25 protein-coding genes and 1 pseudogene are annotated in these 25190 nt (G+C 72.2%); 13 read left to right on the top strand and 13 right to left on the bottom strand.

Features of this window, described 5'->3' with window-relative positions; genetic code table 11:
• Window positions 1-254: pseudogene (locus tag AB0C78_RS28555) on the bottom strand (hypothetical protein); the annotation flags it as partial.
• A 387-nt stretch (window positions 255-641) separates the two neighbouring features.
• Here AB0C78_RS28555 and AB0C78_RS28550 point away from each other — a divergent pair.
• Entirely contained in the window at window positions 642-1157 is a 516-nt protein-coding gene (locus tag AB0C78_RS28550; RefSeq protein ID WP_360753574.1) for a DUF5919 domain-containing protein, read from the top strand.
• A 263-nt stretch (window positions 1158-1420) separates the two neighbouring features.
• Here AB0C78_RS28550 and AB0C78_RS28545 read toward each other — a convergent pair whose 3' ends face one another.
• The 3 genes from AB0C78_RS28545 to AB0C78_RS28535 all read right to left on the bottom strand — a co-directional run bounded on the left by AB0C78_RS28545 (window position 1421) and on the right by AB0C78_RS28535 (window position 3515).
• Window positions 1421-2443, bottom strand: a complete 1023-nt coding sequence (locus AB0C78_RS28545) for a hypothetical protein (RefSeq protein WP_360753571.1) — start codon at window positions 2441-2443, stop codon at window positions 1421-1423.
• A 285-nt stretch (window positions 2444-2728) separates the two neighbouring features.
• Window positions 2729-3328, bottom strand: coding sequence for a DUF2637 domain-containing protein (locus AB0C78_RS28540; RefSeq protein WP_360753569.1), 600 nt, complete (start codon window positions 3326-3328; stop codon window positions 2729-2731).
• Entirely contained in the window at window positions 3321-3515 is a 195-nt protein-coding gene (locus tag AB0C78_RS28535; protein ID WP_360753566.1) for a hypothetical protein, read from the bottom strand. Before AB0C78_RS28535 ends, AB0C78_RS28540 begins: the two co-directional genes overlap by 8 nt.
• Before the next feature lie 262 nt (window positions 3516-3777).
• Here AB0C78_RS28535 and AB0C78_RS28530 point away from each other — a divergent pair, with 262 nt between their 5' ends.
• The 5 genes from AB0C78_RS28530 (at window position 3778) to AB0C78_RS28510 (ending at window position 7721) form a co-directional block, all read left to right on the top strand.
• The gene (locus tag AB0C78_RS28530) at window positions 3778-4290 is read left to right on the top strand and encodes a hypothetical protein (RefSeq protein WP_360753563.1); all 513 of its coding nucleotides are present in this window, start codon (window positions 3778-3780) and stop codon (window positions 4288-4290) included.
• 8 nt (window positions 4291-4298) lie between these two features.
• Window positions 4299-5333 carry a peptidoglycan-binding protein gene (locus AB0C78_RS28525; RefSeq protein ID WP_360753562.1) on the top strand — a complete coding sequence of 345 codons (1035 nt, stop codon included), beginning with the start codon at window positions 4299-4301 and terminating at the stop codon, window positions 5331-5333.
• Window positions 5330-6040 carry an ABC transporter ATP-binding protein gene (locus AB0C78_RS28520; RefSeq protein ID WP_360753560.1) on the top strand — a complete coding sequence of 237 codons (711 nt, stop codon included), beginning with the start codon at window positions 5330-5332 and terminating at the stop codon, window positions 6038-6040. Before AB0C78_RS28525 ends, AB0C78_RS28520 begins: the two co-directional genes overlap by 4 nt.
• A complete protein-coding gene (locus tag AB0C78_RS28515) occupies window positions 6037-7227 on the top strand; it encodes an ABC transporter permease (RefSeq protein ID WP_360753558.1) in 1191 nt (396 codons plus the stop codon). Before AB0C78_RS28520 ends, AB0C78_RS28515 begins: the two co-directional genes overlap by 4 nt.
• A 131-nt stretch (window positions 7228-7358) precedes the next feature.
• Window positions 7359-7721 (top strand): hypothetical protein, encoded by a 363-nt coding sequence (locus AB0C78_RS28510; RefSeq protein WP_360753555.1) that lies wholly within the window; start codon window positions 7359-7361, stop codon window positions 7719-7721.
• An 18-nt stretch (window positions 7722-7739) separates the two neighbouring features.
• On the opposite strand, the gene efeU is transcribed toward AB0C78_RS28510, so the two are convergent.
• From efeU to AB0C78_RS28490, 4 genes are all read right to left on the bottom strand, one after another.
• Window positions 7740-8609 (bottom strand): iron uptake transporter permease EfeU, encoded by an 870-nt coding sequence (efeU, locus tag AB0C78_RS28505; protein WP_360753552.1) that lies wholly within the window; start codon window positions 8607-8609, stop codon window positions 7740-7742.
• 148 nt (window positions 8610-8757) lie between these two features.
• Window positions 8758-10329: an HRDC domain-containing protein gene (locus AB0C78_RS28500; RefSeq protein WP_360753549.1), complete on the bottom strand. Its 1572-nt coding sequence runs from the start codon at window positions 10327-10329 to the stop codon at window positions 8758-8760.
• 121 nt (window positions 10330-10450) lie between these two features.
• A complete protein-coding gene (locus tag AB0C78_RS28495; protein ID WP_151546495.1) occupies window positions 10451-11017 on the bottom strand; it encodes a DUF3000 domain-containing protein in 567 nt (188 codons plus the stop codon).
• Window positions 11018-11150: 133 nt separating this feature from the next.
• Entirely contained in the window at window positions 11151-11393 is a 243-nt protein-coding gene (locus AB0C78_RS28490) for a hypothetical protein (RefSeq protein ID WP_360753546.1), read from the bottom strand.
• 269 nt (window positions 11394-11662) lie between these two features.
• Between AB0C78_RS28490 and hemE the strand changes: the two genes are divergently transcribed.
• Window positions 11663-12673, top strand: coding sequence for a uroporphyrinogen decarboxylase (hemE, locus tag AB0C78_RS28485; RefSeq protein ID WP_360753589.1), 1011 nt, complete (start codon window positions 11663-11665; stop codon window positions 12671-12673).
• Window positions 12674-12677: 4 nt separating this feature from the next.
• On the opposite strand, the gene AB0C78_RS28480 is transcribed toward hemE, so the two are convergent.
• Together AB0C78_RS28480 and AB0C78_RS28475 are read right to left on the bottom strand one after the other, a co-directional pair.
• Window positions 12678-13697, bottom strand: coding sequence for a DUF4349 domain-containing protein (locus AB0C78_RS28480; protein ID WP_360753544.1), 1020 nt, complete (start codon window positions 13695-13697; stop codon window positions 12678-12680).
• Window positions 13698-13839: 142 nt separating this feature from the next.
• Window positions 13840-14952 carry a hypothetical protein gene (locus tag AB0C78_RS28475; RefSeq protein ID WP_360753542.1) on the bottom strand — a complete coding sequence of 371 codons (1113 nt, stop codon included), beginning with the start codon at window positions 14950-14952 and terminating at the stop codon, window positions 13840-13842.
• A gap of 130 nt (window positions 14953-15082) precedes the next feature.
• Here AB0C78_RS28475 and hemG point away from each other — a divergent pair, with 130 nt between their 5' ends.
• The 3 genes from hemG to AB0C78_RS28460 all read left to right on the top strand — a co-directional run bounded on the left by hemG (window position 15083) and on the right by AB0C78_RS28460 (window position 17910).
• Window positions 15083-16573, top strand: coding sequence for a protoporphyrinogen oxidase (hemG, locus tag AB0C78_RS28470; protein ID WP_360753539.1), 1491 nt, complete (start codon window positions 15083-15085; stop codon window positions 16571-16573).
• A complete protein-coding gene (hemQ, locus tag AB0C78_RS28465) occupies window positions 16524-17228 on the top strand; it encodes a hydrogen peroxide-dependent heme synthase (RefSeq protein ID WP_360753536.1) in 705 nt (234 codons plus the stop codon). The genes hemG and hemQ overlap by 50 nt, the downstream gene beginning before the upstream one ends.
• 88 nt (window positions 17229-17316) lie before the next feature.
• Complete coding sequence (locus AB0C78_RS28460) at window positions 17317-17910, top strand: hypothetical protein (RefSeq protein ID WP_360753533.1); 594 nt, start codon at window positions 17317-17319, stop codon at window positions 17908-17910.
• An 11-nt stretch (window positions 17911-17921) separates the two neighbouring features.
• Here the strand turns inward: AB0C78_RS28460 and AB0C78_RS28455 are convergent, their stop codons facing one another.
• Both AB0C78_RS28455 and msrB read right to left on the bottom strand, forming a co-directional pair.
• Entirely contained in the window at window positions 17922-18521 is a 600-nt protein-coding gene (locus AB0C78_RS28455) for a TIGR04222 domain-containing membrane protein (protein ID WP_360753531.1), read from the bottom strand.
• Window positions 18518-18919 (bottom strand): peptide-methionine (R)-S-oxide reductase MsrB, encoded by a 402-nt coding sequence (gene msrB / locus AB0C78_RS28450; protein WP_151595920.1) that lies wholly within the window; start codon window positions 18917-18919, stop codon window positions 18518-18520. Before msrB ends, AB0C78_RS28455 begins: the two co-directional genes overlap by 4 nt.
• Window positions 18920-18983: 64 nt before the next feature.
• Between msrB and AB0C78_RS28445 the strand changes: the two genes are divergently transcribed.
• From AB0C78_RS28445 to AB0C78_RS28435, 3 genes are all read left to right on the top strand, one after another.
• Window positions 18984-20069 (top strand): DNA polymerase domain-containing protein, encoded by a 1086-nt coding sequence (locus tag AB0C78_RS28445; protein ID WP_360753527.1) that lies wholly within the window; start codon window positions 18984-18986, stop codon window positions 20067-20069.
• Window positions 20070-20139: 70 nt separating this feature from the next.
• Window positions 20140-20922, top strand: a complete 783-nt coding sequence (locus tag AB0C78_RS28440) for an MBL fold metallo-hydrolase (RefSeq protein WP_360753524.1) — start codon at window positions 20140-20142, stop codon at window positions 20920-20922.
• A 43-nt stretch (window positions 20923-20965) separates the two neighbouring features.
• Window positions 20966-22891, top strand: coding sequence for a histidine kinase (locus tag AB0C78_RS28435; RefSeq protein WP_360753522.1), 1926 nt, complete (start codon window positions 20966-20968; stop codon window positions 22889-22891).
• Between the two features lie 105 nt (window positions 22892-22996).
• Here AB0C78_RS28435 and AB0C78_RS28430 read toward each other — a convergent pair whose 3' ends face one another.
• Window positions 22997-24982, bottom strand: coding sequence for a Xaa-Pro dipeptidyl-peptidase (locus tag AB0C78_RS28430; RefSeq protein ID WP_360753520.1), 1986 nt, complete (start codon window positions 24980-24982; stop codon window positions 22997-22999).
• Between the last annotated feature and the right edge of the window lie 208 nt (window positions 24983-25190).

The following is a 25190-nucleotide window of genomic DNA, read 5'->3' as shown; positions in this document are numbered from 1 at the left end:
CGTGCGGCCTCGTTGACGAGTGCCTCACGCAACGCGGCGGGCGAGGACTGGATCACCGTGGGGTCGACTCCGGCGGCCGGGTCGTGCAGGCTCGCGACCCAATCCCCGAGACTCCCGTCGCTGCGTACGCCGCGCCAGATCCGGTGACCGGTGAAGTCCCTCCGCAGGTTTGCGAGTTCCTCGTCGGCCGAATCCGAGTCCGCGTTGGTGGCGGTGTGCGTGGGGGCGGCCGGGTAGGGCCGATCGGTGCGCATGATGGCTCCCTGACGTGCGTGAGGTCGTCCTAGGCGAACGTGGTGTTCGCGGTGTGCCTATGAGCCTCGCGTCCGGTTCGGGACCTCTCTATCGGCATCTAGGGACGTCTTGGGACGTCTTCTGTTAGCGTCGTTGAGTGCGTCGTCCTCGCTTGCGTCCCCGGGAGGTCTGGTGAACGACTTGTTGCGGCGTGCCCTTGCTGACGCTCACCTCGCGGAATCCGACGTTGCGGCACGGGTGGGCGTGGATCCCAAGACCGTTCATCGGTGGCTCGCCGGCCGGGTGCCCTATGCGCGGCACCGTGACCGCATCGCCGCACTGGTCGGACGAGACGAGGCGGACCTATGGCCTCAACTCGCTACCTCCGCCGTCCGCACGATCCACCGGTGATCGAGGTCCTGGCGACGTACCCGCATCGATGGGCGGTCCCTCGTCCGGTGTGGCAACAGCTCTTCCAGAACGCGCGGGACGAAATCGGGATCCTCGCGTATGCGGGGCTCTTCATCGCCGAGGACATGGACATCTTGCGCACGCTCGCGGAGAGGGCGCGAAGCGGCGCCCGCGTGCAGATCTTGCTCGGTGATCCGGACGGGAGATGTGTTGCCGCGCGTGGGAGTGACGAGGGCGTTGGCGAGTCGATGGCTGCGAAGATCCGCAACGCCCTCGTCCACTACCGGGCTCTGCGAGATGCGGACGGCGTTGAGATCCGGCTCCATGACACCGTGCTCTACAACTCGATCTACCGCGCCGATGACGATCTTCTGATCAACCCGCACGCCTACGGCATCGCCGCATCCCACGCTCCCGTTCTGCATGTGCGGAGGGCAGAAGACGGCGACCTAGCGAGTACGTATCTGGAGAGCTTCGAACGGGTCTGGTCTGGAGCCTCTCCAATGAGCTAGAACGTATTTCGTATTCTAGCGCGAGGCGGCCTATACAAGTGTCCGTACATCATTAAGGCGGTTCGAGAATCGGGTGGCACGCGCCGCCGACTCGGCGCCTGACCCTGACGCCTCTGCTTAGGCGCTGGCGACAGCTTCAGGTCGATGCCGGTCGGCAGGAGCGAAGCATCAACACTGGAGGGCCGGTCGAGGCGGGGCAGTCATACGAGAGATTGCACACTCTGGCCGGTACCTGACATTCCGGAACCGTCCAGCTTATAGTTCTACTTTGGATTTCCCCTAACGGTGTCGAGAAGTAATCTCAGGATTTCAACCTGTCCACCACTTGAAGTTTGCTTATTGTTTGACTCTTCGAGTGGGTCGCCTACAGGTGGCACACTTCTATTGTGGAAAGAAGCGGATCCGTAAAAAATGCACTTTCCAAATTCGCCCCTTATCTCATCCCGCAACTCTTTCTCCAAAGAATCAGTGTATGCGAAGATCGTCCTCAATTGTACGGCGATGGCCTCCGCCCAATTTGCCCGATCCCTGTGATCTTTGGACTCTCTAGCAAAATAAGCGGCAAGTGCAACTCCTGGCGCGGCTAGCGCAAGATGGCGCGCCAGCTCCACCCAGGTCAATTTATCGCTCACGGAAGACAGTGACCTAGATGCCAAGACCGTTACTCCGATAGAAAGGAAGGTGACAGTATACCTTAGGAAATTCGCTTGCCTTTGTTCGCGCTTCGCATATTGAGAATAATTATGCGCCAAGCCAAGACTTCCCGTTTCACCTGCCACTTCCTGCACATGTCTCGCACCTTTCTCGGCGGCCTGAACTGCCATTTCCGCACGTTGGAAGACGTTGCGCAACTCAATTCTGTCCGAAATATCCTCCATAACTTTGTAGGCTTCTATGGTGGCGTCGTCATCGTCGCCAAAGGGGACTTCTGGGACATTGTCAATCCCCTGCTTTATTAATGAATAAATTTCATCAATCGACTCTATAACTTGAAGGACACCCTTGTCGAAATCGTCCTCAGATAGCAGATCGAGCATGTTGTGCAAGACTTCCAGCGGAAAAAGGCTGAGCACTCTTACTCCGCCAAGACTCTCCAGCATGGACTTTATCTCGCGCAGGCTGGCAATCTTGGAAGCAAATTCTTCTGCTTGATTGAAGTCATATGCCGACTCTGCGCGCTTCAATGCTCTATTAACAAAGCCGATAAGGCGAATCGTTAAATCATTGGCTTCTGTAATGTGTTTCTCCCAGTCGTATTCTTCTGGACTGGTTGAATTATTGGCCATACTTCCTCCTCGGTTCGCGTTCACATGCTAACCGATTTCTTTCTAGCTGCGGGGTGCCATCGAAGAAGAGTCCGGACTGTGGACCTCGAGATCGGGGACCGTGCGGGGGCAGTACGCGACGCCGCACGGTGAACAAGACTCCTCTTAGTGAAGTTCGAACACATCCTCGAAAGTTGCTTTGAGCTGCAAAGACCTGGCCCCGCCGTCCTGGGGTCAAATGGTGCTGGCGGCACGTAGGAGCCCCGGTCACAGCCCGAGTTGGGGTGCGACCGGGGCTCCTATGGTTCACGCTGAGGCGGGTTGCTCCGCGTTGGTGATGATCTGCTTTACCTTGCGGCGGTCGATGCCGTACTTCTCGGCAAGGTAGCGCTGGGAGACCGGACGGCCAGGGCCCTGCAAGCTCGCCCTGTACTCGTCCAACACCGCCTGTTCCGTCGTCTGCTCCACTTCGGTGCGCGGATGTTCCGGCGCGGTGCGTTCCTCGTCCCGGACGAGGTCACCGCGTGCAGCGCTACGAGTGAGGGTCATCAGGAGTTCGAAGCTCCCCACGAGGGCGAGCGCCGGCCATGCGCTGACTACCGCGCCTATGGCGCCGTGGGACGTGCCGTGCGCCACGTTGGCGCCTACCGTCGCCACAATGCCCACGGCGAGGCTCCACTTCGCCAATGGTGGTGCGGGTTGCCGCCGGCGGCTTGCGTCCAGGATCACCATGGACGCGGCCCAGATGAGGCCATCCACGGTGAAGGGGACGAGGCGGGCCGTGGGACCGGACTCGCCGTGGGAGTGGACGAGTTCGTAAGCGTGCCGGTACGAGATCACGGCTGCCACGGCGGCTACCGCCACCACGGCGAGCGCGGTCGTGATGCGGATGAGGCGGTCAGCCACGGCCAAGCTCCCTCCGCCACTCGATCACGCATGGGTCCTCCTCGCCGTGGGTGATGAGGCGTTCGGCGAGCATCAGGGCCGTGATCGCCGCGTTCCGGTCGAGTGGGCGCGGCCATGTGGTGACGTGCCATCCGCAATCGGTGCGGGTGCCGGTGGCGATCGTCTTGCCGTCCAGGGCGACGGTCATTGTGGCTTCGATGATCTGGAGGGACGCGAGATCGCCTCCTGTCTGCCCGGGGAGCCAGGGGAGCCAGAGCGGGGAGCCAATGTGGCTCGACGTGCTCTGACTCGCCGCGACTCCTCCGGACGTTTCTGCTGGTGAGAGGCTCGTCCGGCGACGTCCCCCGACTTGGTCCGATCCCGTCAGAGCGAGTGCGGCTAATGCACGTTTAACGCGGGGGTGGGTTCGGTGGGGGCGCTGGGCCGTGGGGTTCGGCGGGAAGGGAGACATGGGGAATCGGGTTCGGGCGGTCGTGGTGGCCGGGGTCGTGCTGGCCGGGGCGGCGGCGTGCGGGGGCGGTGACGGCGGGGACGGGGTCGCGAGCGTCGGCGGGACGGCGGCGAAGGCGTCGGCGTCGCCGAGCCGGTCGCTGAGTCCGGAGGACGCGCAGTTGAAGTTCGCGCAGTGCATGCGGCAGAACGGCGTGGACGTTCCGGACCCGGGCAGCGGGCACGCCGAGACGATGCGGATCGGGAAAGGGGTCGGGAAGGAGAAACTGCAGGCCGCGCTGAAGAAATGCCAGTCGTGGCTGCAGGCCGGCGGGAAGCTGCCCGATCTGAAGGACCCGAAGGTGCGGGACCAGTACGTGAAGTTCGCGCAGTGCATGCGGGAGCACGGGATCGACATGAAGGACCCGGACCCCGACGGGACGATCCAGATCCCGGCGGGGAAGACGGATCCGGAGACCGTGAACAAGGCGCGGGAGGCGTGCAAGGCCCTCGCGCCCGGAGCCGGGAAGTGAGGCGCGCCGTGGCGGCGGGCGGAGTCGCCGCCGTGGTGGTGGCGGCGGGTGGGGGAGTGCTCGCCTGGACGTCGGGCGACGGGAAGGGCGCGGAGCCGCCCGCGACGCGGCTCGGCACGGCGACCGTGACCAGGGGCGACCTGGTGGACACCGAGAAGGTGGACGGGAAGCTCACCTACGGCGACGAGCGCGAGGTGTGGGCGGGGGCGTCCGGGGTCGTGACGTGGGCGCCGGCGCAGGGCGCGACGGTCAGGAGGGGCGGGACGCTGCTGAAGATCGCGGGTGATCCGGTCACGCTGATGTACGGGGGCGTGCCGATGTACCGGGTCCTCAAGGACGGCGACTCGGGCAAGGACGTCCGGGAGTTGGAGGAGAACCTGCGGGCCCTCGGCTACGGCGGGATGACCGTGGACGACGCGTTCACCGGCGCGACCGAGGCCGCGGTGGAGGAGTGGCAGGACGACCGCGGACTCGAGCGGACGGGGACGGTCTCGCCGGGGCAGGTGGTGTTCCTGGCGGGCGCGGTGAAGGTGAAGGAGGTGAAGGCGCCGGAGGGGAAGCGGGCCGTGCAGGGGCAGCCGGTGCTGACGGTGGCGGGGACGCGGCGGGTCGTCCACATCGACCTGGACGCCGACAAGCAGGACATGGCACGCGAAGGGGAGAAGGTGCGGGTCGAGCTGCCCGGCGGGACGACCGTGGACGGAACGGTCAGCGAGGTCGGCAGCGTCGCCGAGACGACCGGGGCGGGGCAGGACCAGAAGACCACGGTGGGCGTCGACGTGTCGCTGAGCGGCAAGGGGACGGGCCGGCTGGACGAGGCGCCGGTCAGCGTCGAGCTGGAGAGCGAGCGGCGGAAGGACGTGCTGTCGGTGCCGGTGGAGGCGCTGCTGGCGCTCAAGGAGGGCGGCTTCGGGCTGGAGGTCGTGGACGGGGCGCGGCGGCGGCTCGTCCCGGTGCGGACGGGGTCGTTCGGCGGCGGCCGGGTCGAGGTGGAGGGCGCCGGGATCCGGGAGGGCGTCGCGGTGGGGGTGCCGGCGGAATGAGGCTCGGAGACGGCGCGGCCGGCGACGCCATCGTGGAGCTGGCCGGGGTGACGAAGGAGTACGGGAGCGTCGCGGCGCTGCGCGGCGTGGACCTGGTGATCGGGACGGGGGAGCTGGTGGCGATCGTCGGGCCGTCCGGGTCGGGGAAGTCGACGCTGCTGCACATGGTCGGGACGCTGGACCGGCCGACGGCGGGCCGGGTCCGCGTCGCGGGCCACGACGTGGCGGGGCTGAGCGACCGGGAGCTGTCGGCGCTGCGGGCGCGGCACATCGGTTTCGTCTTCCAGCAGTTCCATCTCGCGCCGGGCGTCAGCGCCCTCGACAACGTGGCCGACGGGCTGCTGTACAGCGGCGCGGGCCTGAAGGAGCGGCGCAAGCGCGCGCGGGAGGCGCTGGACCGGGTGGGGCTCGGCGGCCGGGCCGGGCACCGTCCGCACCAGCTGTCGGGCGGCGAGCAGCAGCGGGTCGCGGTGGCGCGCGCCGTCGCGGGCGATCCGGACCTGCTGCTGGCCGACGAGCCGACCGGCAACCTCGACACGGCGGCCGGGTCCGGGGTGCTGGCGCTGCTGGACGAGCTGAACCGGGCCGGCACCACCGTCGCGATCATCACGCACGACCTGGATGTCGCGGCCCGCGCGCCGCGCCGGGTCCGGGTCCGGGACGGGCTGGTCGTCGCGGACGAGCGGGCGGGGGCGAGGAGCCGGTGAGCGGGCTCGTCCCGGCGCGGCTCGGGCCGCGGGACGTCGTCCGGACCGGGCTCGCGGGGCTGCGGACGCGTCCGGCGCGCGCGGTGCTGTCGGCGCTCGGCATCGCGATCGGGATCGCGACGATGGTCGCGGTCATCGGGATCTCGTCGTCGAGCAAGGAGGACCTGCTGCGGCGGCTGGACCGGCTCGGCACGAACCTGCTGACGGCGAAGCCGGGCAGCACCCTGTTCGGCGACCAGGCGGAGCTGCCGGAGACGGCGCCGGAGATGGTGCGCCGGATCGGCCCGGTGACCGGCGTCGGCGCGACCGGGTCGGTGGACGCGACGGTCCGCCGCACCGACCGGATCCCGGTGGAGGTCACGCAGGGCATCGCGGTGCAGGCGGCCTCGCCGGACCTCCTCGCGACGCTCGGGACCGGCACGGCGAGCGGCCGGTGGCTGAACGCGGCGACCGGACGGTATCCCGGCATGGTGCTCGGGTCGGAGGCGGCGCGGCGGCTCGGCGTGGACCGGGCGGGCGGCCGGGTGTTCGCCGGCGGCCGCTGGTTCACGGTGCTGGGCGTGCTGCGGCCGGCGGAGCTCGCGCCGGAGATCGACCGGTCCGCGCTCGTCGGCTGGGACGCGGCGGAGCGCTACCTCGGCTTCGACGGGCACCCGACGACGATCTACGAGCGGTCGGCGGACGCGGCGGTGAACGACGTCCGGGACGTCCTCGCCCGCACGGTGAACCCCGAGCACCCCGAGGAGGTCGACGTCGCCCGGCCGTCGGACGCGCTGCGGGCGAAGGCGGAGGCGGCGGGCGCGTTCACCGGGCTGCTGCTCGGGCTCGGCGCGGTGGCGCTGCTGGTCGGCGGCGTCGGGGTGGCGAACACGATGGTGGTGTCGGTGCTGGAGCGGCGCCGCGAGATCGGGCTGCGCCGCTCGCTCGGCGCGACCCGCGGCCAGGTGCGGACGCAGTTCCTCGCCGAGTCGCTGCTGCTGTCGGCGTCCGGCGGGGCGGCGGGCGTGCTGCTCGGCGCCGCGGTGACCGCCGGGTTCGCGGCGGCGAGGGGCTGGCCGCCGGTGCTTCCGGCGTGGGCGCCGGCCGGCGCGCTCGGCGCGACGCTGCTGATCGGGACCGTCGCGGGCCTGTACCCGGCGGTCCGGGCGGCGCGGCTGTCGCCGACGGTCGCGCTGGCCGCGGTCTGACGCTCCGCCGCCCTCGCCGCGCGCCGATCCCGCTCCGCCGCCGTCCTTGATCCGGCTCTGGTCTTGGTCCGGCGAACCGGTGCATGATGGGGGCACCGACGACGTCCTCCCCGGGAGGTGCCCGCACAGCCATGCCCGTGCCACGTCCGCTGCGCGAGCGTTGCCGCGAGTTCCTCGGTACCGACGGCGAGATCCGCTACATCTTCCCCGCGACGGCCTACGGCGGCGGGGCGGGCTTCATCTTCGTCGTCACCGACGACCAGGTCGCCGTGATCTCCACCGGCGCGCTCGGCCGCAGCACGCCGAAGAGCATCTGGGGCGCCTACCCGCGCGGGACGAGGATCGGCCCGGTGGAGACCGGCGGCGGCGCGTCGTTCGAGTTCGCCGGCGCCGCGTTCGAGGTGGACGACGAGTACGTCCCGGTCGTCAACGCCGCCGACAGCGAGATCTTCGCCCGCGACAGCCTGCCCCGCGACCCGCTCCCGGACCTGTAGCGGGGACCGGGCCGGGCGTCAGGAGCTCGGCGCGGGCTCGACGGTCTTCTTCGCGGCGGGCGCGGGCCGGGACGGGCCGGTCTTGCGCAGGAACAGCGCCATCACCGGCACCAGGTACACCGCCCACATGATCAGCTGCAGCCAGGTGATCTGCGGGGTGACGTTCAGGACGCCCTGCAGGACGGTCTGCAGCCAGTCGCCGGGGGTGCCGAGCTTGTCGAAGAACAGGTGCGGCTCGATCGCGACCGCGTTCAGGCCGGGCAGCACGTCGGCCTCCTGCAGGTCGTGGAAGCCGTAGCCGAACACGCCCGCCGCGACGACGATCAGCGCGCCGCCCGTCCAGGTGAAGAACCGGCCCAGGTTGATCTTGAGGCCGCCGCGGTAGAGCAGGTAGCCGAGCACGATCGCGACGACCAGGCCGAGGGCCGCGCCGATGATCGGCTGGGTGGAGCCGCCGGACGAGCTCTGGATGTTCGTCCACAGGAACAGCACGGTCTCGATGCCCTCGCGGCCGACCGACAGCAGCGCGACGGCGGCGAGCGCGAGCGGCCCGACGTTCAGCGCGCCCTCGAGCTTGCCCTCCAGCTCCGACTTCATGAACCGGGCGGTCTTGCGCATCCAGAAGACCATCCAGGTGACGAGGCCGACCGCGACGATCGACAGCACGCCGCCGAACAGCTCCTGCGTCTTGAACTGCATCTCCGAGGACGCCGCGGTGAGCGCGATGCCGAACCCGACGGCGAGCGCGACCGCGATCGCGATGCCCGTCCAGACGGGGACGAGGGCCCGGCGGTTGCCGGTCTTCACCAGATAGGCGATGAGGATGCTGACGACCAGGGCGGCCTCCAGCCCCTCACGCATTCCGATGAGGAAGTTGCCCAGGAGCATCGCTGCCCTCCTCGAGACGCACGAATGGTTTAGGCAAAGCTAACCTAAGCCAGTGTGTGCCTCGGCGGCGCCCCCCGCAAGACCCGATCGCCTCACCTCGCCCGACGAGACGCGCCTCACATGCGGCGGCGCACCACGGCGGCGGCGGTCACTGCGGGAAGTCGAGCCGCAGGAACGCGCGCGCGATCGGCTGCGCCGTCAGCTCGACCTGCCAGCGGCGCGCGCCCAGCGCGCGCAGCGCCGCGCCGATCGCCGACGCCGACGGCTCCTCCGGCGGCGTCCACGCGAGCCGCCGGACGAAGTCGGGCTGGATCAGGTTCTCCGACGGCATCGAGTGCTCGTCGGCGAGCGCGGCGACGACGGCGCGGGCGGCGGTCAGCCGCTTGGCGGCCTCGGGGTCGCGGTCGGCCCAGCGGTGCGCGGGCGGCGGCCCGTCGCCGGGCAGGTTCGCCTCGGGCAGCTGCCGGTCGGGCACCGCGCGGGCCCGCGACACCGCGCGCAGCCACGCCGACTGGTGCCGGCGGGCGCCGCGCCCCCGCATGGTCGGCAGCGCCTGCAGCTCGGCGGGGGTCTTCGGCGGGTTCAGCGCCAGCTCGACGATCGCCGCGTCCTGCAGCACCCGGCCGGGGGACAGGTCCCGCTCGCGGGCGATCTTGTCGCGGGCCTCCCACACCTCGCGGACGGTCGCGAGGGCGCGCCGGTTGCGCACCCGGTGGATCCCGGACGTGCGGCGCCACGGGTCGGGGCGCGGCGGCTTCGGCGGCGTCGTCAGGATCGCCTCGAACTCCTCCAGCGCCCACTCCAGCTTCCCGGCCTCGCGCAGCTCGGCCTCCAGCGCGTCGCGCAGCTCCACCAGCAGCTCGACGTCCAGCGCCGCGTAGCGCAGCCAGTCCTCGGGGAGGGGGCGGGTGGACCAGTCGGCGGCGGAGTGGCCCTTCTCCAGCAGGAAGCCCAGCACGTTCTCGACCATGGAGCCGAGGCCGACCCGCGGGTAGCCGAGCAGCCGCCCGGCCAGCTCGGTGTCGAACAGCCGCTTCGGGACGAGCCCGACCTCCGCCAGGCACGGCAGGTCCTGGTTGGCGGCGTGCAGCACCATCTCGGTGCCGGCGAGCGCCGCGTCCAGCGCGGACAGGTCGGGGCAGGCGATCGGGTCGATCAGCGCGGTGCCGGCACCCGCGCGGCGCAGCTGGATCAGGTAGGCGCGCTGCCCGTACCGGTAGCCGGACGCCCGCTCGGCGTCGACGGCGACCGGGCCGGTGCCCGCGGCGAACGCGGCGATGACGCGTTCCAGCTCGGCGGCGTCGACCACGACCGGGGGGACGCCCTCGCGCGGTTCCAGCAGCAGCACGGGCGGGGGCCGCTCGTCGCCGGCCGCCTTCTCGCCGGCGGCCTCGTCTCCGGCGCCGTTACCGCCCGCGGCACCGGCGGCGTTCACGGCACCGGCGGCGTTCACGGCGTTCGCGCCGGGCGCCGTCGTGGCGCCGGACGCGGGGCCCGGCATCACCGCGCCGGCCCTGCCGCCCGCGCCGGACTGCTCCTCGGCCGCACCGGACTCGGCGGGCACCGCCTTGCCCGGCCCGGCCGCCTTCTTCGCGCCCGCCGGCCGTGCGGCGGCCTCCTCGCCACCGGAGTCCCGGTCGGGACCGGTGGCACGCGTTTCGGACACTCCCACTTTTCCCGTGTTCTCCCCCGCCGCCTCGGTTCCGGACGCTGTGCTCACGTCCCCTACCGTACGTCGCTCTCGGTACCTCCCGAGGAGGGACGACCCCCCGCGCCCCCCGCCGGCTCCAACGCGGCCGGAGTCTCCCCTGAAGGGACGCCCTCCGGCCGGCCCCGGGGACTCAGGATCCCGTGCCGCGGGGCCTGTCCGGGAACGCGGCGACGCCCGCCGGGGGCAGGCCCGCGGTGGTGCACATCACCTCGCACCACGCCGCGACGTGCCCGGCCAGATCGTCGCCGGTCGGGGACCAGGAGGCGCGCAGCTCCAGCTCGGTCGTGGACGGCTCGTCCCGCTTGTCGCCGAAGCTCTCCGACACCGCGCGGGTGATCGTCCCGGACACGCCCGCGTAGCCGGCCGGCTCCAGCGCCTCGAGCAGCCAGTCCCAGGCGACGGAGCCGATCAGCTCGTCGGCGGCGATGTCGGGTTCGAGGTCGGCGCGGATGTAGGCGACGACGCGGAACCCGTTCGTCCAGCCCTTGGCGCCGTCCGGGTCGTAGAGCACGATCAGCCGGCCCATCGCGACCTCGGTGTCGTCGTCGCGGTAGACCGACCCGGACAGGGCCGCGGCGTACGGGGCCAGGCTCTGCGGGGCGGGCATGTCCTCCAGGTCGAGCTCGGGCCGGGGGCCCGGGCCGTCCAGGATCTCGCGCAGCGTGTCGAGGGCCCGCTGGAAGGCGGGAGGGTTCATGGGCGGACCGGCCTGGGTGCGGGGGCGGGACTCGTGTCGGTGGTGCCGGGACGGGGTGCCGCCGCGCGCGACGGGAGGGAACGGAGGGGATGCAGGCACAGCACAGTGGGTTTCGTCTCGGGGGCCGCGGCGTTCAGGCCACGGCCCGCGCGGATGCGGCCGGCGAGGAGCCGGCGCGTCTGGGGCCCGTCCCGCCGGGGGACGCCGGAGCCGGGTCCCGCGGGGACGCGGCGGCGGGCCGGCCGGGGGGCGCGCCGTGCGCGGGGCCGGGGGACGTCAGCGGCGGGTCGACCAGGACGGCCGCTCCGCACTCGACGCAGACCCGCTCGGGGCACTCCGCGCCGTGCCCGTCGGAGCACGGCGGCTGCTCGAACACACGTTCATCACCGCAGGTGGAGCAGTGCAAGGGGGAACCTCCCTCGGCTATGACACGCATCACGTTCGCACGCGCCGGTGACAGAATGCGGGACTTCGCTCGGCGTGTCCGGAACTTCGTGGGTCACCGCCGTCACTTCGGTGTCACCCCGGTGCGCCCGGTACGCGTTCTCGTGGGACCATCACAACGTGACCGCTGACGCCGCCCGCCCCAACGACACCGCTGCGAACCCGGCTGACAACTCCGGTCCGCTCGCGGAGAGCCCGTTCCTGCTCGCGTGCCGCCGCCGGCCCGTGCCGCGCACCCCCGTGTGGTTCATGCGCCAGGCGGGCCGCGCGCTGCCAGAGTATCTGCGGCTCCGCGAGGGCGTGCCGATGCTGGAGGCGTGCGCCCGCGCCGACATGATCGTGGAGATCACGATGCAGCCGATGCGCCGGTACGCCGTGGACGCGGCGATCTTCTTCAGCGACATCGTGGTGCCGCTGAAGGCGATCGGGATCGACCTCGACATCAAGCCCGGCGTCGGCCCGGTCATCGCCGACCCGATCCGGGACGCCGCGGGCCTGGAGGCGCTGCGCCCGCTGGAGCCCGGCGACGTGCCCTACGTCACCGAGGCCGTCCAGGGGCTGGTCGGCGAGCTCGGGGCCACGCCGCTGATCGGCTTCGCGGGCGCCCCGTTCACGCTCGCGTCCTACCTCATCGAGGGCGGGCCGTCGAAGAACCAGGAGCGCACCAAGGCCATGATGTACGGCGAGCCCGAGCTGTGGGACCGGCTCATGGGCCGGCTCGCCGACATCACGATCGCGTTCCTGAAGGTGCAGATCGCGGCGGGCGCGAGCGCGATCCAGGTGTTCGACTCCTGGGTCGGCTCGGTCGCGCCGGAGGACTACCGCGCCTCGGTGCTGCCGCACACCCGCCGGATCTTCGCCGAGATCGAGGCGCTCGGCGTCCCGCGCATCCACTTCGGCGTCGGCACCGGCGAGCTGCTCGGGCTGATGGGCGAGGCGGGCGCGGACGTGGTCGGGGTCGACTGGCGCGTCCCGCTGGACGAGGCGGTCCGCCGCGTCGAGCCGGGCAAGGCGCTGCAGGGCAACCTCGACCCGGCGGTGCTGTTCGCGCCGTGGGAGACGGTCGAGCGGCGGGCGCTGGACGTGCTGGCCCGGGGACGGACGGCCGAGGGGCACGTCTTCAACCTCGGCCACGGGGTGCTGCCGTCGACGGACCCGGACGTGCTGGCCCGCCTCGTCGACCTCGTCCACGAGGCGAGCTCCGAGCACTGACGGGCTACTGGGGCGGCGGCGGGTCCTGGCGGACCGGCTCGCCGCCGGGATCGCCCGCGCCCACCGCGACGGGCTGCTCCTCGCCGGTTTCGGTGCCGGGGTCCGGTTCTGCGGTCCCGCGGCCGCGGCGGCGGTTCCGGTAGGCCACGACCGGCGCGACGATGATCGCGGCCGTGACCAGGAACGGCAGCAGCCAGCCGAACACGACGGCGACGCCGCCGAGGAACCCGGTGAAGGCGTGCCAGCCGTCGCCGAGCGCGCCGACGAACCCGCCGCGGTCCTCGTGCCGCCGCGCGGGCTTGGCCGTCGCCTCCAGCGTGACCGTCACGGTCGCGTACTGGGTGCTCTGCGCGAGCGCCTTCTGGCGGGCCTGCAGCGACTCCAGGTCCGCCTCCCGCGAGGAGATCTCCTGCTCGACGTCGATGATCTCGCCGACCGTCGTCGCCTTGTCCAACAGCTTGCGGAACGACGCGAGCGCGGCCTTCGCGGACCGGACCCGGCTGTCGACGTCGGCGACCTCGCCGGTCACGTCGTCGGCCTGCTGGCTCAGCGACAGCTTGGTGCCGAGTTGCCGGGACAACTGGTCCAGCACGCCGGCGTACCGGTCGGACGGGATCTTCAGCGTGATCGTCGAGCCGGGCGGGTCGCTCGACCCGGACTCGTGCTCGACGTACCCGCCCGCCGCGCTCGCCATCTGCTTGGCCCTGGTCGCGGACGCGTCCACGTCCTCGGCGCGGATCCGGAGGTCCGCGGTGTAGACGACGGCCCGGCCGCTCGGCAGCGGCGGCTGCGCCGTCGCGCCCCCGTCCCTTCCGGAGCCGGACCCGCCGGCCGCCTGCTTCCGCTGGGCCTGGTCCCCGCCCGGCGTGGCCGCGGGGGCGGCGGCGCCGCCCGCCGTGCTCCGCTCTCCCGAATCCGAGGATCCTCCGCCGCCGCACGCCGCGAGCGTCGCGCCCAGCACCCCGGCCAGGACAAGGACGATCAGTGCGTACGGGACCTGCCTGACGCTTCTGACGTTCAGCATGACGCTTGGACGGAGTGGTACAGATCACCGTTCCGGCGCGGGCATCGCGATCCGGCCACGGCCCGGGCACACCGGGGTCACGGCCGCCCCCGCGCGGCCGTGCCCGCGCGGCCGTGACCCGGCGCCCGCCGTTGCGGGCGTGTCAGCCGTCGGTGAGGACGACGGGGCCGCCGATGTTGACGGTGCCGAGCGTCCAGAGCGCGCCGGTGCCGGGCACGACCGCCAGCGCCGTCGCGTAGATGTTGGTCCGGTTCGGGACGGCGGTGGTCGGCACCCGCGACCATGTCCCGCCGCTGTAGTGGAGCAGGCCCGGCTTGGCGGGCTCGTCCAGGTTGTGGCCGAGGGCCCACAGGTCCCCGTCGACGCCCTTGATGATCCTGGTCAGCGCGTTGAGCCCGGCGGGGACCGCGGCCTTCGTCCAGGCCGTCCCGTCCCAGTGCATCAGGACGGCCGAGGCCGGTGACGTCCCGTAGTCCGTACCGACGGCCCAGGCGTCCGTGGGGGACAGGGCGACCATGTCGGTGAAGCCGAAGCCGACGCCGAGACCGTCCGCGTGGATGGGGGCGTTCTTCCAGGACTGCCCGTCCCAGTGCTGCGCCACGAACGTCGTGCTCCACTCGGAGGTCGTGCCGAGGCGCCAGATGTCATCGTCGGCCCGGATGTAGCCCGTGTCGAGGCTGATCTCCGGGAAGGCGGTGACGTGCGTCCACTTGTCCGTCCATATGTCGCCGGTCCAGCGGTACACGTCGGTGAGCGTGCTGAGCCAGACGCCGGACGCGTCCGCCTGCAGCGTCGCGGCGGTGATGCCCGGGGGCAGCGCCACCTGGTTGAACGCCGAACCGCTGAAGTGCGCCACGTAGGGCTTCTTCGCGTCGTAGTCGGTGCCGTTGATCCACACGTCCTCGGGGCCGACCGCGTCGACGTCGTTGATCCCGCCGTGGCCCGGCAGGCCCAGGAGGTCGTACTCCACCCAGTCGCCGTTCTGCCAGCGGCGCACGACCGGGTTGCCGGGGATCGAGGTGCCCGTTCCCGGGATCGGTCCGGGGAGGGTGATCTCGCCCTGGGATCCGGTGATCCAGACGCTGTCGGGCGAGGCGGCGTCGACGTCGCGCAGGGAGTTGCTGGGCCAGAAGAACGGCAGGGACACCCGCTTGAAGTCGCCGCGGGTCGCGGCGGAGGCGGGGGCGGGGACGGTCGGGCCGGCGGCCATGACGACCGCCGCGGCGGCGGCGAGCGGAACTCTCCAGAGGTTCATGTTCGCCAGTATTTACTGGCATGGTCTTGGAGATCTTGTCACTCCGGGATAGAAACCGCGCCGCGCCGCGGCCGCCCCGCTGCGGCCGCCCCGGTGCGCGACCTCGCGAAGCGTCTGGAAGGCTGGACGCATGACCCCGTCCCGTCCCGCCTCTCACGCCGTCGTCGTCGGCGGCGGCATCGCGGGCCTCACCGCCGCGCGCGCGCTCGCCCACGCCGGCGTCCGCGTGACCGTGCTGGAGGGCTCTCCGCAGATCGGCGGCAAGCTCCGGGTCAGCGAGATCGCCGGGATCCCGGTCGACGAGGGCGCCGAGTCGATGCTCGCCCGCCGCCCCGAGGGCCTCGCCCTCGTCCGCGACCTCGGCCGCGGCGACGACCTGGTGAACCCGGGCACGACCTCCTCGGCCATCCTCAGCCGCGGCGCGCTCCGCCCCATCCCGTCCGGCCAGGTGATGGGCGTCCCGTCGGACCTGAAGGCGCTCGCCGCCTCGCAGGTGCTGTCCCCGGCCGGGCTGGCCCGCGTCCCCCTCGACCTGGTGATGCCCGAGACGCGGCGCGGCGACGACGTCTCGGTGGCCGACTACATCGGCGCCCGGATGGGCCGCGAGGTCGTCGACCGGCTCGTCGAGCCGCTCCTCGGCGGCGTCTACGCCGGGCGCGCCGAGCGGCTGTCGTTCGACGCCACGCTGCCCGCCGTCGCCGCCGCCGCGCGCGCCCACCGCTCGCTGATCAACGCCGTCCAGGGCATCCGGGACACCGCGCCGAAGAACCCCGGCCCCGTGTTCGCCACCCTGCCCGGCGGGCTCGGCGGGCTGCCGCCGCTGATCGCCGCCGACATCGAGGCGGCCGGCGGGACGGTGCGCGTGAACGCGACCGTCCGCGAGCTGCGGCGCCGCCCGGACGGCTGGCGGCTCACCATCGGGTCCGCCCGCGACCCCGAGCGGCTGGACGCCGACGCCGTCGTGATCGCGGTGCCCGCGGCGCCCGCGTCCCGCCTGCTGAGCTTCGAGGTGCCCGCCGCCGGCCGCGAGCTGGCCGGCATCGAGTACGCCAGCATGGCGATCGTCACCCTCGCCTACCAGGCCTCCGCGTTCCCCAAGACCCCGGACGGCAGCGGATACCTCGTCCCCGGCGTGGAGAGCGACACCGAGACCGGCGGCCGCGGCGTCAAGGCCGTCACCTTCAGCTCGGTAAAATGGCCGCACCTGCGCGACCGCGACCCGGGCGTCATCGCCGTCCGGTGCTCCATCGGGCGGTACGGCGAGGAGCACCTGCTCCAGAGGCCCGACGAGGAGCTGAAGGCCGCCGCGATGGCGGAGCTGGCCGCCACCACCGGCGTCACCGAGCTGCCCGTCGACAGCCGGGTGACCCGCTGGGGCGGCGGCCTGCCGCAGTACAACGTGGGCCACGCCGACCGCGTGGCCGGGGTCCGCGCCGCGGTCGCCCGCGAGCCGGGGCTCGCCGTCGCGGGCGCCGCCTACGACGGCCTGGGGATCCCCGCGTGCATCGCCTCGGCGCACGCGGCGGCCGACCGGGTGCTGGACCATCTGCGCAGTCGAGGAGGAACGAACGATGTCAGGGACGGAGCCGGCGGCAAGGCCGAAGGCGCGCGAACTCAATAACGTCATCCGCTACACCATGTGGTCGGTGTTCCGGGTGCGCGACACCGGCGCGCTCGGCGAGCAGAACGCCGCCGAGGTGCGGGACCTGCTCGACCAGATGGCCGAGAAGGACGTCACCACCCGCGGCTCCTACGACGTGGCGGGCCTGCGCGCGGACGCCGACTACATGTTCTGGTGGCACGCGCCCAGCTCCGACGACCTCCAGGAGGTCTACACGCGGTTCCGCCGCACCGCCGTCGGCCGCGCCAGCGAGCCGGTGTGGTCGCAGATGGCGCTGCACCGCCCCGCGGAGTTCAACAAGAGCCACATCCCGGCGTTCCTGGCCGACGAGGAGCCCCGCGCCTACGTGTGCGTGTACCCGTTCGTCCGGTCGTACGAGTGGTATCTGCTGCCCGACGAGGAGCGCCGCGCCATGCTCGCCGAGCACGGCAAGATGGCGCGCGACTACCCCGACGTCCGCGCGAACACGGTGTCGGCGTTCGCGCTCGGCGACTACGAGTGGATGCTCGCCTTCGAGGCCGACGAACTGCACCGCATCGTCGACCTGATGCGGCACCTGCGCGGCGCGCGCGCCCGGCTGCACACGCGGGAGGAGATCCCGTTCTACACCGGCCGCCGCAAGCCCCTCACCGAGCTCATCGCCAACCTCCCGTAACGGAGGAACGGGGATCTTGCCCGGCGAGAACGTATAGATCCCTAGTATCCGCCCAGAATCCGGACGCAACGGCAGTAAAGTGCCGCCCGTGAACGAGACTCCCGCCGGTGCCTCCCGCGGGCGGCACGCCAAGCCGCCGTCCGAGCTGTCCGCCCGCTGGAACCGGATGCTCGCGGCGGCGTCCGGGCGGCGCCGGCTCGCCGCGGCGGGCGCCGGCACCGCGTCGGCGGCGGTCGTCGCCTCGCTCGCCGTGCTGGCCTTCACCGGCGGCGGCTCCGGGACCGCGCCGAGGGCGGCCGCCGCCGCGCACACCGCCCGGTCCGCGCCGTCCTCCGCGGGGGCGACCCTCGCCGCGGCCGGCGACTCCGACGACCCCGACGAGTTGTCCTCCGAGGCCCTGCCGTACCTGCGGTCCAAGGACCCGGGCGGCGAGATCGTCAAGCACGTCACCGACATCCGGCGCAGCGGGACGTTCGTCCGCGTCTACACCGACCTCGGCGAGGACGACGAGAACTCCAAGCCCGCGATCTCGCTCTGCGAGTGGACGGTCGGCTACCTCCAGGACGGCGGCGAGGACGAGCCGCGCGTCTTCGTCCACGGCAAGAGCAGCGACAACGGCAGCGTCGTCCTCGCCAACAAGCAGAGCGACTCCGACGACTGCAAGGTCCCCGACACGCCCTGAGTGCCGTTCTGTCAGGGGCCGTACTGGGTGTCCGAGAGGTTGCTGGACTCGAGGTTCTGGTGGCCGTGGCGCCGGCCCTGGTCCAGCTTCAGCGGCTTCGGGTCCTTGGTCAGCAGGATCTCGCGGAGTTTCGCGTCCTCAAGGCCGTCCGGGCCCAGGGCGGCGCACCGGCCTGGGCCGTCCGCCGGGACGTCCTCGACGGCGCGGCGCCGTGCGGCCCGTCCGGCGCGGGTCGGACGGAGCGCGCCGCGCAGGCCGGCCCGGACGAGTCCCGCCTCCTTGAGCGCGTCCGCGATCGCGTGCACTTCGTCCGATGCGGCGGTGGCCCGGAGGAGATCCCCGAGCAGGATGCCGGTGTCGGGGACGCGGGCCAGGAGCGCGGCCTGGACCGGGTCGTCCGCGTCCCGGTTCACGGCCTGCACCCGGTGCGTGCCCCGGGACACGCGGACGCCGCCGCCCTCGTGCAGGGCGACCAGGGCGGTCTGGGCGACGCGCACGGCGCCGCCGGTGAGGAATGCGGTCTCGTAGGGGCCGTGCTCGCCCATGATGGCCTCCCGCGGGCGCGTCGTCGTCCATTGGGACGCGCGGCACGTGCCCGCGGTTGCGGTCATTCGGCGGGTTCGAGGGTGAGCGACACCGAGTTGATGCAGTACCGGTCGTCGGTCGGGGTGGCGTAGCCCTCCCCGTGGAACACGTGGCCCAGGTGGGAGTCGCAGACGGCGCAGCGCACCTCCGTCCGGACCATGCCGAGGGAGCGGTCCTCGATCAGGGTGACCGCGTCGGAGTCGGACGGCGCGTAGAACGACGGCCAGCCGCAGTGGCTCTCGAACTTGGTCTCGGACCGGAACAGCTCCGTCCCGCAGGCGCGGCACCGGTACACGCCGACCGTCTTGGTGTCGGTGTACTCGCCGGTGAAGGGCTTCTCGGTGCCCGCCTCGCGGAGCACGCGGAACTCCTCGGGGCTGAGCTGGGCCCGCCACTCTTCCTCGCTCTTGCGGATCTTCTCCATGCTTCGACCGTACCCGGCCGAGGCGCGCCCGGAGACTGTCGTGCCCGTGGGTTAACGTGCCGTTATGGCCTCGCCCTTCATCGAGATCCCGGTAGGGGATCGGCTCGTCAAGGTGACCAATCCCGACAAGGTGTACTTCCCCGAGCACGGCTACACCAAGCGGCAGCTCGTGGAGTACTACATCGCCGTGGGGGAGGGCATCCTGCGGGCCACCCGCGACCGGCCCACCACGCTGGAGCGCTGGCCGGCGGGCGTCTTCGAGGGCGCGAAGATGGCCACCCGGGAGGACTACGCGCGCGGCCAGGCGGGTTTCGGCGCCGGCAAGTCCGACGCGTTCTACCAGAAGCGCATCCCCAAGGGCGCGCCCGACTGGGTGCAGACGTCGCGGATCGCGTTCCCCAGCGGCCGGTTCGCCGACGAGGTGCGGCCCACCGAGGTCGCGGTGATCGCCTGGGCGGCGAACCTCGGCACGCTGACGTTCCACCCGTGGCCCGTCCGCGACGGCGACGTCGACCACCCCGACGAGCTGCGCATCGACCTCGACCCGCAGCCCGGGACCGACTTCTCCGACGCCGTCCGGGTCGCGCTCGGCCCGGCCCGCGACCTGCTGTCCGAGCTCGGCATGACGGGGTTCGTGAAGACCTCCGGCAAGGGCGGCGTGCACATCTACGTGCGGATCGAGCCGCGCTGGACGTTCACCGAGGTCCGCCGGGCCGCGCTGGCGTTCGGCCGCGAGGTGGAGCGCCGCGTCCCCGACGAGGTCACGACGCGGTGGTGGAAGGAGGAGCGGGGCGAGCAGGTCTTCATCGACTTCAACCAGAACGCGCGCGACCGGACGATCGCGTCGGCCTACAGCGTCCGGCCCGCCCCGCACGCGCCCGTCTCGGCGCCGGTGACCTGGGACGAGCTGGCCGACGTCGACCCGCGCGACTTCACGATCGCCACCATGCCGGAGCGGTTCGCCAAGGTCGGCGACCTGCACGCGGCGATCGACGACGCGGCGTTCACCCTGGACGGGCTGCTGGAGCTGGCCGACCGGGACGAGCGCGACCACGGTCTCGGTGACATGCCGTATCCGCCCAACTACCCTAAGATGCCGGGCGAGCCCAAGCGGGTGCAGCCCAGCAAGGACACCGGCAAGCCGTCCTGACCCGGGAATTTCCGGCGCCGCCGGGGACTTGCGTGATCGACACGAGCGCGACGACCGGAAGGCGGCCCCCATGCCCGAGCACTCCCCAGCGGAATCCGCGCTGACCGTCCGCTACCTCGGCGGGCCGACGGCGCTCCTGGAGATCGGGGGCGTGCGGCTGCTGGTCGACCCGACGTTCGACGCGCCCGGCGAGCACCCGGTCGGCGACCGGGCGCTGACCAAGACGATGGACGCGGTCGCCGGCCCGGACGACCTCGGCCCGGTCGACGCGGTGCTGCTCTCGCACGACCAGCATCCCGACAACCTCGACGACGGCGGCCGCGCCTACGTGGAGCGGGCGCCGCTGACCCTGTCCACGGAGGCCGCGGCCGAGCGGCTCGGCGGGACCGTCCGGGCGCTGCCGAACTGGGAGCAGGTCGAGCTGCCCCGTCCCGGCGGCGGCGCGCTGCGGATCACCGGCGTGCCCGCGCAGCACGGCCCGGACGGCACCGAGCACCTGACCGGCCCGGTCACGGGCTTCGTGCTGGCCGGCGACGGGCTGCCCACCACCTACGTGAGCGGCGACAACGCGTCCCTGGACGTGGTGCGGGAGATCGCCGGCCGGTTCGCGCCCGTCGACGTGGCGCTGCTGTTCGCCGGGGCCGCGCGCACCCCGCTGCTGGACGCGGACCTGACGCTCGGCAGCGCCGCGGCGGCCGAGGCGGCGGAGATCCTCGGCGCCCGGCAGGTCGTCCCGCTGCACTTCGAGGGCTGGGCGCACTTCTCGCAGGGCCGCGACACCCTGGCGGAGCCGTTCGCCGGGTTCTCCGGCGGCTTCCATCTCCTCGATCCGGGCCGGCGGATCACCCTGTAGCCGCTTATCTGGACATTGCCCCAGGTGACGGTAGATTTCCGCCATGCAGCGTGTGGCGGCGGTCGTCCCGCGGGTGGCGCAGGCCGTCATCGCGATCGTGACGATCGGGTTCTTCTTCGGCGGGTTCGTCGGGATCATGACGTCGGACCTGCCGCCGTCCCGGCGCGCCGTGCCGCTGCTGCTGCTCGCCGCGCTGCTCGCGCTGCACCTGCGCAACTGCGTGCGGCGGCTGGACGGCGGGCGTCCCGCCGCATGGCCGTGGACGCTGGCCGCGCAGGCCGTCCTGACGTTCGTCCCGATGATCTGGTACTCGTCGACCTGGTACGGCAACGTCGGGTTCCTGTGCGGCGCGGTGCTGCTGCTCGTCCGGCCCGGGTGGCTCGCCTGGACCGGGTTCGGCGCGGTGCTCGCCGCGGACCTGCCGCTGTCGCTGGCCGAACGTCCCACGGTCGCCGAGGCGCTGTACTTCCTCATCGGGCAGGCCGCGTTCGTCGGCGTCGCCGTCTACGGCATGGCGCGGCTGGCGGACCTGGTGGCCGCGCTGGAGGCGACCCTCCAGGCGCTGCCCGCGGCGCGGATCACCCGCGAGCGGCTGGCGTTCACCCGGCGGCTGCAGGAGAACATCGGCGTCGCGCTGGCCGGGACGATCGAGCGCGGCGAGCACGCCCTGACGCTGATCGGGCGGCGCCCGGACGAGGCGCGCGACCTGCTGGACGACGGGGTGCGCGGGGCGCGGGCGGCTCTCGCCACGACCCGCCGCGTCGCCCACGAGTACCTCGCCCGGCTGGACGACCCCGCCGAGCCGGCGCGGGCGCGGACCGTCGCCGGCGACCTCACCACCCGCACGGTCGCGGTGCTCGGAGCCGCGGCGCTCGGGCTGATGATCGTCCCGTATCCGCTGCGGTTCCTCGCGCGCGGAGACCGTGCCGCATGGCCGTCGGCGCTGTTCGTGCTGCTCCTCGCCGCGTACGCCGTGCTGTACGTGTACGGGTGCCTGCGGGCGTACGGGCGTCCGCTGGGCGCGGCGCGGCGGTACGGGGTCCTCGGCGGGCTGGTCGTCCTGACGTTCGCGCCGATGCCGTTCTACGGGCCGACGACCTGGGCGGTCCTGCCGTTCCTGCCGGGTGCGGCGGCGGTGCTGCTGGGGCGGCGGCTGCGGTGGCCGGCGGCCGCCGTGCTGGTCTGCCAGGACATCCCGTTCGGCATCTGGGGCACCGCGCACTGGGGCACCGTCTACTTCGTGGTGTGGACGGCCGAACGCGCGGCCCTGGTCTACGGCATCGCGCGGATGGCCGGGTTCACCGCGGCCTTGCAGGACGCGCGCGAGGAGATGGCCGCCGCGGCGGTCGCGCAGGAGCGGCTGCGGTTCTCCCGGGACCTGCATGACCTGCTCGGTTACAGCCTCTCCACGGTCGTCGTGAAGAACGAGGTGGCCGCTCGGCTCGCGGCCGCCCGGCCGGACGAGGCGCGCCGGCAGCTCGCGGAGGCGCTCGGCATGTCCCGCCAGGCGCTCGCCGACATGACCGGCGTGACCAGCGGCTACCGGGACATGTCGGTCGCGGCGGAGGCCGGGGCGGCGCGCGCGACGCTCGCCGCGGTGGGCATCGAGGTCGCGCACGCGGTGGACGTCCCGGACCTGCCCGCGGACCTGGACACCGTCCTCGCCACCGTGCTGCGCGAGGGCGTCACGAACATCCTGCGGCACAGCCGGGCGACCCGCTGCTCGATCGAGGCGGCCGTCGTCGGCGGCGTCGCCCGGCTGCGGCTCACCAACGACGGGGTGGACGGGCCGCCCGCCGACCCCGCCCTGGAACGGTCGAAACCGGGCGGCATCGGCCTGCCCAGCCTCGCCGACCGGGTCGCGGCCCGGGGCGGCACGCTCACCGCGGAGCGCACGCACGGCGGCTTCGTCCTCAGCGTGGAGGCGCCGGTTCGCCTGGAGCGCCCCGCCGAAGCCGCGACGCGCTGACGCCGTTCCGCGCGGGCGGCGCTGAGGCCGTCGAGCGCGGGCGACGCGGTGAGGCCGCCGTCCCCGGTGGGCGGGGACGGCGGCCTCAGCGGTTCCGGTGCCGGATCAGTACAGCGTGCGCTCCTGCCGCGGCAGGGTCACGTGCGACGGCCCGGTCCAGGCGGCCTTCGGCTCGGGGACGTCCAGCGCGGTCATCCCGTCCTGCCCGGCGACGACCGGGAAGCGGATCGAGCTCGCCGACAGGTCCACCGTGACCGTGGCGCCGGTGGGCGTCTCGGTGTTGTTGTCGGCGTCGGTCCCGGCGAGGACCAGCGCGAGGCGGTGCCCCTTCTTGAGCATGTACTCCTGGCTGAGCGTCTGCCAGCGGACGCTGTAGTACTTCCCGGGCGTGACCGGCTTCGGGTCGCTCAGCGACGCGGCGTTCTGCACGTCCAGCCACCCGCGGCCGACCACGTTCACGTCCGAGGTGATCGTGGAGACCTTCGTCCGCTTGTAGCAGGCGTCGTCGGCCGGGGTGCTCTCGCCGTGGCAGTCCTCGGTGGTCAGCGTCGTGATGCCCGAGCCGTCACCGAGGTAGTCGACGCGGGTGTCGGTGCCGTAGTCGACCAGCAGCGCGGTCACGTTCGAGGTCGGCTTGTCCAGCTTGACCGACAGCCGCACGTCCGGGGTCCCGGACAGCCGCCCCGTCTGCTGCAGCGGGCCCGACGTGAACGCGAGCCGGAACGGCTTCGCGGTGGTCGGGTCCGACACCATGTCGCCCTCGGTGTAGCCGGCGTTCTGCGGGCCCGCCGCGTCGGTGAACGACGCGGTCGCCCCCGCCGGGGCGCGCTGGTCGCCGAGCGAGCCGTCCGCGCGGGGACGCAGGACCGTCGTCCGCGCGCCCTTCGCCGGCCAGTCCGGCTGGGTGATCCACTGGTCCGGGCCGACCTCGATGTCGGCGCGCGGCTGCTTCAGCACGTCGTTCGGGACCTTCATCAGCTCGTGGTCGAACCACTTGTGCAGCGTGTTCACCCAGTCGTCGCGGCGGATGTCGAACGGGTCGACGTGGCCGCGCTGGTGCAGCCACACCTTCCGGGTGATCCCGCGCTGCGCGAGCGCCTGCCACCACTGCGCGAACTGGTTGTCCTTGACGTTCAGGTCGTTGACGCCGTGGATCGCGAAGATGCTCGCGTGCACCGCGCCGACGTGCGTGACCGACCCGCGCAGATAGTTCGTCGTCTTCCAGTACGCGTTGTAGTCACCGGTCGCGTCGTCCTCGCCCTCGTCGAGGCCGGCGTTGACGGCGGCGCACTTCGCGGGCGGGTCGGTGTCGACGACGTCGGCGAGGCCCGGCTGCTCGTCCGTCCAGTACTTCACGCCGTTCATGCGGCTGTAGTCGTACCAGCTGCTGATCGCGGAGATCGGGACGATCGTGTCGAGGCCCTGCACGCCGGTCGCGGCGACGCCGTTGGCGAGCGTCCCGTCGTACGACTTGCCGATCATGCCGGTGTGGCCGGTCGTCCAGGTCGCCTTGACCGGCGTGCCGTCCGCCCTGAACGCCTTGGCGCGGCCGTTCAGCCAGTCGACGACGGCCTTGCCGCCGAGCACGTCGGTCGGGCCGCCGCTGACCGGGCAGCCGTCGGAACGGGTCGTCCCGTCCATGTCCACCGCGAGGAACGCGTAGCCGCGCGGCACGAAGTAGTTGTCGTAGAACAGCGGGAACTTCACCGGGTTCCCGTTGGCGTCGTAGGTCTTCTTCTCGCTCTCGTTGCCGCGCCCGAGGTTGTCGTAGTACGGGCTCTCGTCCATGATGACCGGCACCTTGAGACCCTGCTCGGTCTCCTTGGGCCGAATGATGTCGACATTGATGCGGTCCGGCTTGCCGTCCCGGTCGCTGTCGACGCTGGACTGCACGTACACGTGCTCGCGGATCGCGTCCTTGTAGGAGAAGACCGGCTGCGTGACGCCGTCCTTCACCACGATCTTGGGGACGGTCCGGGCCATGGCCGCCGTGCCGCCGCCCGCGGCGCCGCCGGCGACGGCGACCGCCGCGCCGGTGAGCACGGCGAGCGCCGCCGTCCGCCGGGTCCGTCTCAGGGATCGCCTGGCCAACCCGCACCTCCGGGAGATGAGCAAATGATCTCTACGGGGGCACAGGCTCCTCGCCGAGCGGCGCCGCGTAAACGGCGCCACTCGACGAACTCCGCCCGGATTTGGGCACGAATTGCCCTTGTGCTCCGCGAACGGGCCGACCGGAACGGGAGTCGCGGGATGTCCGGTCGGCGGGCGCGGGTTTCCGCCCCACCGGCCGGGCATCCTG

The organism is Actinomadura sp. NPDC048394 (genome assembly GCF_040651755.1).
Lineage (GTDB): Bacteria > Actinomycetota > Actinomycetes > Streptosporangiales > Streptosporangiaceae > Spirillospora > Spirillospora montaniterrae.
Note: the sequence above shows the minus strand (reverse complement) of the source record. Positions and strands in the feature narration are given on the sequence as shown.